The sequence below is a fragment of the Streptomyces sp. NPDC033845 genome (assembly GCF_055576225.1).
Map to the genome: position 1 here is coordinate 1 of NZ_JBVIRI010000063.1, position 4,416 is coordinate 4,416.

3 protein-coding genes and 2 pseudogenes are annotated in these 4,416 nt (G+C 65.4%); 4 read left to right on the top strand and 1 reads right to left on the bottom strand.

Annotation, left to right across the window (positions count from 1 at the left end):
• The first annotated feature begins 174 nt into the window (after positions 1-174).
• From ACZ50K_RS37605 to ACZ50K_RS37615, 3 genes are all read left to right on the top strand, one after another.
• Complete coding sequence (locus ACZ50K_RS37605) at positions 175-957, top strand: Hint domain-containing protein (RefSeq protein ID WP_468911941.1); 783 nt, start codon at positions 175-177, stop codon at positions 955-957.
• Positions 957-1,346: a hypothetical protein gene (locus tag ACZ50K_RS37610; RefSeq protein ID WP_468911944.1), complete on the top strand. Its 390-nt coding sequence runs from the start codon at positions 957-959 to the stop codon at positions 1,344-1,346. Before ACZ50K_RS37605 ends, ACZ50K_RS37610 begins: the two co-directional genes overlap by 1 nt.
• Before the next feature lie 1,255 nt (positions 1,347-2,601).
• Complete coding sequence (locus tag ACZ50K_RS37615) at positions 2,602-3,078, top strand: hypothetical protein (protein WP_468911946.1); 477 nt, start codon at positions 2,602-2,604, stop codon at positions 3,076-3,078.
• A 53-nt stretch (positions 3,079-3,131) separates the two neighbouring features.
• On the opposite strand, the pseudogene ACZ50K_RS37620 reads toward ACZ50K_RS37615, so the two are convergent.
• Positions 3,132-3,814: pseudogene (locus ACZ50K_RS37620) on the bottom strand (IS5 family transposase); the annotation flags it as partial.
• Positions 3,815-4,288: 474 nt separating this feature from the next.
• Between ACZ50K_RS37620 and ACZ50K_RS37625 the strand changes: the two are divergent.
• Positions 4,289-4,416, top strand: a pseudogene (locus ACZ50K_RS37625) (IS630 family transposase); the annotation flags it as partial.

Consider the following 4,416-nt stretch of genomic DNA (forward strand, 5'->3'; position numbering starts at 1 on the left):
AGCCCGCCCCCTTGTGGATACCGCATGCCCTGGTGATACCGCAGCGGACGACCAGGCGTCAGCCCCTACGACAACACGAGTTCAACCTCAGTAAGTAACTTCTATAACTGCTTCGAGAAGACCGATCCGGGAGCATGTGCAGACTTGGGTGCCGACCTAGTCGTCGCTTCTAAGATGCGATTGGCGCAGTACGCGGCCAGACGGTTGGCCAGGCTTCTCAGTGGGTGCAGCAAGTGCTTCCTTGCGGGCACAGAAGTTCTTATGGGTGATGGTTCAACTCGGAAAATTGAAGACGTCTCGGTCGGCGACAAGGTGCTTGCGGCAGATCCGCTAACTGGGGAGCGAATCGCAAGGCGAGTCACTCGCCGGATTGTCACCGAGCATGACAAGCATTTTAACGAGTTGTCAATTGAAACATCCAGCGGGTCCAAGAGGCTCACGGCGACTCACGAACATCCGTTCTGGGATCCATCAGAACGGCGTTGGGTGGAAGCGCGTAATCTGCAGCCGGGGGCAAGTCTCCTGACTAGCAAAAATGAGCTTGTCCGGGTACGAGGGAACCGTAGCTACGATGCATACGCGCGTACCTACAACCTGACAGTGGACGACCTGCACACGTACTATGTACTCGCTGGATCGACGCCGGTCCTCGTTCACAACGCAGATTGGTGTACCCCTGAGGAACGCATCGAAGATGCTGCGGACATAGGCAACGGTCACGCGGGAAGCAAACATGCCGGCGACTTTCCAGGGTATACCCCCAAGGATATTGGGGATCTTGCCCGGGACGTGATGCAGAACCCGGCCCGTACGAAACCGCTAGGCGGCGGGCGGAGAGCGTATCAAGGCAAGGACGGGTCCACAATCGTTATTCATGACCCGATGCATCCGGATGGTGGTACCGTCTTCCGCCGGGATCCGACGACGATTGACGAGTACTGGGACGGGTTGAATTGATGTCTGAAACTCCTGTAGCGGCGAGTGACCTGCTCGCCGCGGACGAGGTCGCCTGGCTGCGGCGCGCGCTTCTAGAGTGGGGTGGTCCGGCTCGTTGTGGCGATGAGCTCGCTATCGGCATGGGGTTCGAAAATGTGCAGGATCTGCTCGACCAATGTGGCAGGTTGCGTGCCGCACTCGGAGAAAATGTTCCGATATCCCCGGTCGATTGGGCGCGCGCATTGCTGGCGGTTGAAATCGTCTTTGTTAGTGATCTTGCAGGTTCGGGATGTGAATGGACGACGACCACAGGATTTAGTGACGAGTCGAGCATTCGGATTCTGCGTGCAATCCAGTTCAAGTTGGCCAGAGTGGTAGGCCCGTACTTTGGCAAGCGGCCGAGTCTGTGAAATCTGTCTGATTCCGCAAACCTCTTGCTCGATAGCTGCAGCAATTTTGGAGCCCCGCCAGGTGCGTCTTGGCGGGGCTTCTTGGGTGGTTGACGGCACTGGTGAGGTGGAGTGATGTTGTTGTGTTCGGGCGGGTCTGATGGTCAGACCGGTCTCGGTGGGGCAGCCGTCTATGAGGTGATCGGGGTATCGGATGTGCCGGAGGCCGTGTCGGATGCGCTGGAGTAGATGTTCGAGGGCGGGGAATCGTGCGCGGAGACCGGACGACGGGTTGACCGGCCAGTGCGGCGTCCGGCGGTACGGCGGAGACTGGCCGGATCTCTGACGGTACGGACGGCGGGGGAGCCAGCGGCATGGCGGCGTGCTTCCTGCTGCCACTGGCGCGAGCCCAGAATCGCCTTGAGGCCTTTCAGCTGGGCCCGCTGCTCGCGGGTCTCGCTCGGCGGTGCTTCGGCGGCCTGCTGCCACGCCGACGCCGTCCGGCCAGATCCCTCGCCAGCTCGATGCACCGCTCATCGCGACGCTCCTGCCGATCGCCGAGGTCCGGCAGGGCAGATCATCGCAATCTTGAAATTTCTGATTCCATAGAATCGCCAGGGTCTCCAGACGCGGTGGGTCCGGGGGCAGGACCGTCATCGGTGCTTGGCCACTGGTGCGTGCCGGGCGGGGGCTGTTGCCCGGTGGCGGTGCTGCAGCCGGGCCGGCCGCGCTCCCGGAACCGGTGCTGGCGGTGCGGCGGCCGGACGCTGCGCACGGTCCGGGGCGGAGCCGGCCGGAGGCGCCTTCGGCGTGGGGCCGGGCGGGTGCGCGGCGCGGGCCGCCGGGGCGGCCGGTTGCGGCACCCGGGACAGCGGCAACGCGGCCTGGGCGCTGACCTGTCCGAGGGCGGGCCTGGGGTGTGCGGCGGCCGAGAAGGCGGTGGCCCGCCCCGCCGGAGTCCCCGCCGGGGCCGGGGGGCCCGGGGCCGCTGCGACAGTCATTCAGCCGGTGGTGAGCAGGGGGACCAGGAGCATGGGGCCGGTGGCATGGCGCATGCCCGCCACGGTCCCGCAGTCGGCCTGGCGCTGGGGTGCGGTGACGTTTCACCCCTCTGACGCGCTCACCCGTCGGAGTGAACCGTGTTCCGCGCTTGCGCTCCGGACGGCGGGTACCGCCGAGTTGAGCCGGCCAGGCTGTAGCCGGCGAATTTGAGCGTGTTCAAATACGGGGGTGCGGCTATGGGTCGGGCATCCGACGTCTGGGGAGGTTTAGGGGCATGCGGGTATGGCCTGCGATCGTTCTGGCGCTGACCGGGGTGGTGCTCACCACGTCCTGCGGTTATGGCGCGGCCATCCACCGGGCGGAGATCCCGCAGGAGCAGCTGCTGGGGACGTGGACCAGCCCGGCAGGGATATCCCTGACCTACGCGGAGGATCACACCTTCACCGCAACGGGACTCGACAAGGTTGAGGAGCTGGCCGGCTGCGGCCATCCCGCGAACCTGGTCCCGGGGCGCTGGGCCTTCTACGCCACCCCCGACGGCGGCGGCCGCATGGTCCCGGACGAGACCGCCACGCGCGGCCACCACCTTCAGCTGTCCTTCAGTAACGACCCGTCGTGCACGGTGGAGGTCTACCTCTACGGAGACTTCCAAGACACGAGGGATCCCGCCATGTGCCCCACGACGGACCCGGACGGCGGATGTCCTTCGGACGGCTACATGAAGCGGCGCCCCACCGCCATCCGTCCCTGATGGCTGCGGCGGCACGGACGTGGAGTTCACCCCCGCCCCGTAGCGGCGAGAACAGCCTTCTGGTCCGCTTGCTCCGGAATCACCGCACGGATACCCCTGTGCCGCAGGGACTGACGGGTCGCCCGAGACGAGTACGCCTTGTCCGCGATGACCGCGTCCGGCCTGAGGCGGGGGCGTCCGGCGCCGGTCCGGGCACTCTCAGCTCGTCCATGACCGTGTCGAAGACGGTGGAGTCGTTGACGTTGCCGGGCGTGACGACGACAGCCAGGGGCAGGCCACGCCTGTCGCAGGCGAGATGGATCTTGGTGGTCAGCCCGCCGCGGGACCGTCCGAGCGCCTGTTCAGCCGTCGCGCGTACCGGATCTTCGAGTTCGTCCCCCGTCGGTGCCCCCATTTTGCGGGCGCCGACGGCGTGCTGATGGGCTCGGTTGATTGTGGAGTCGACCGATACAGTCCACTCCACGGCTCCGACGGAGTCGTCACGGACCTCGACCTGTTCGAGCAGGCGGGCCCAGGTTCCGTCCGCATCCCAGCGGGCGAACCGTTCGTAGCCCGTCTGCCAGGGCCCGTAGCGTTCCGGCAGGTCACGCCACGGAGCCCCGGTCCGCAACCGCCACAGCATCCCGTTGATCACCTGCCGGTGATCACGCCAGGGACGACCACGCCCATCCACCTGCGGCAACAGGGGCTCTATCCGCTCCCACGCCGCATCCGTCAACTCACCTCGACTTGCCACAAAAACAATGATCAGAGTGCTCGTGGTCCGACGCCCGCGCGGGGTCCGTCGCGAAACGGCTCAGCCGGTAGGTGGTCGGCAGCCGCAGGCGTTCGCACAGCGTGTCGATCCGGATCATCGACCCGTCGACTCCTGCCTCCCTAAGACGGCGCAAATGCGTACGCATCTCTGCCTGGTCCCGAGTCTCAACAACAAGTTCCCACTGTCCCGCGTCCGGCGCGGTACGAGCAGCAAGCCGCTGCCACGCGTCCTCTTGCCGCCGCCTTCTTTTCCCCTGTCCTGGCACCCGCCCAGAATCGCTGGCCGGGCGCCAGGCTGACAAGGTAATTGGGTCGAGCACGGATCCCAACTCGGTGATCATTTGTCAGACAGGGCAAGGCGACCCTGAGTCCGTCCATACTGACCTCAGCTCGTCAGGGTGATTCGTTGCGAAGTGGCTGAGGGGCTTGGTTCAGTGGCCGTATCCCATGGTGTGTGAGATATGCGGATGGGGGCGGGCTGACCGCTGTGGGACGTCAGCGCCGTGAGACCGTGCGGATGCAGGCGGCTGAGCTGTTCGAGCAGCAGATCAAGCCGGTGGAAGTCGCCCGTCAACTCCGGGT

Coding starts and splice junctions, on each gene's coding strand:
- ACZ50K_RS37605 (WP_468911941.1), top strand. CDS start 175: ATGCGATTGGCGCAGTACGCGGCCAGACGGTTGGCCAGGCTTCTCAGT.
- ACZ50K_RS37610 (WP_468911944.1), top strand. CDS start 957: ATGTCTGAAACTCCTGTAGCGGCGAGTGACCTGCTCGCCGCGGACGAG.
- ACZ50K_RS37615 (WP_468911946.1), top strand. CDS start 2,602: ATGCGGGTATGGCCTGCGATCGTTCTGGCGCTGACCGGGGTGGTGCTC.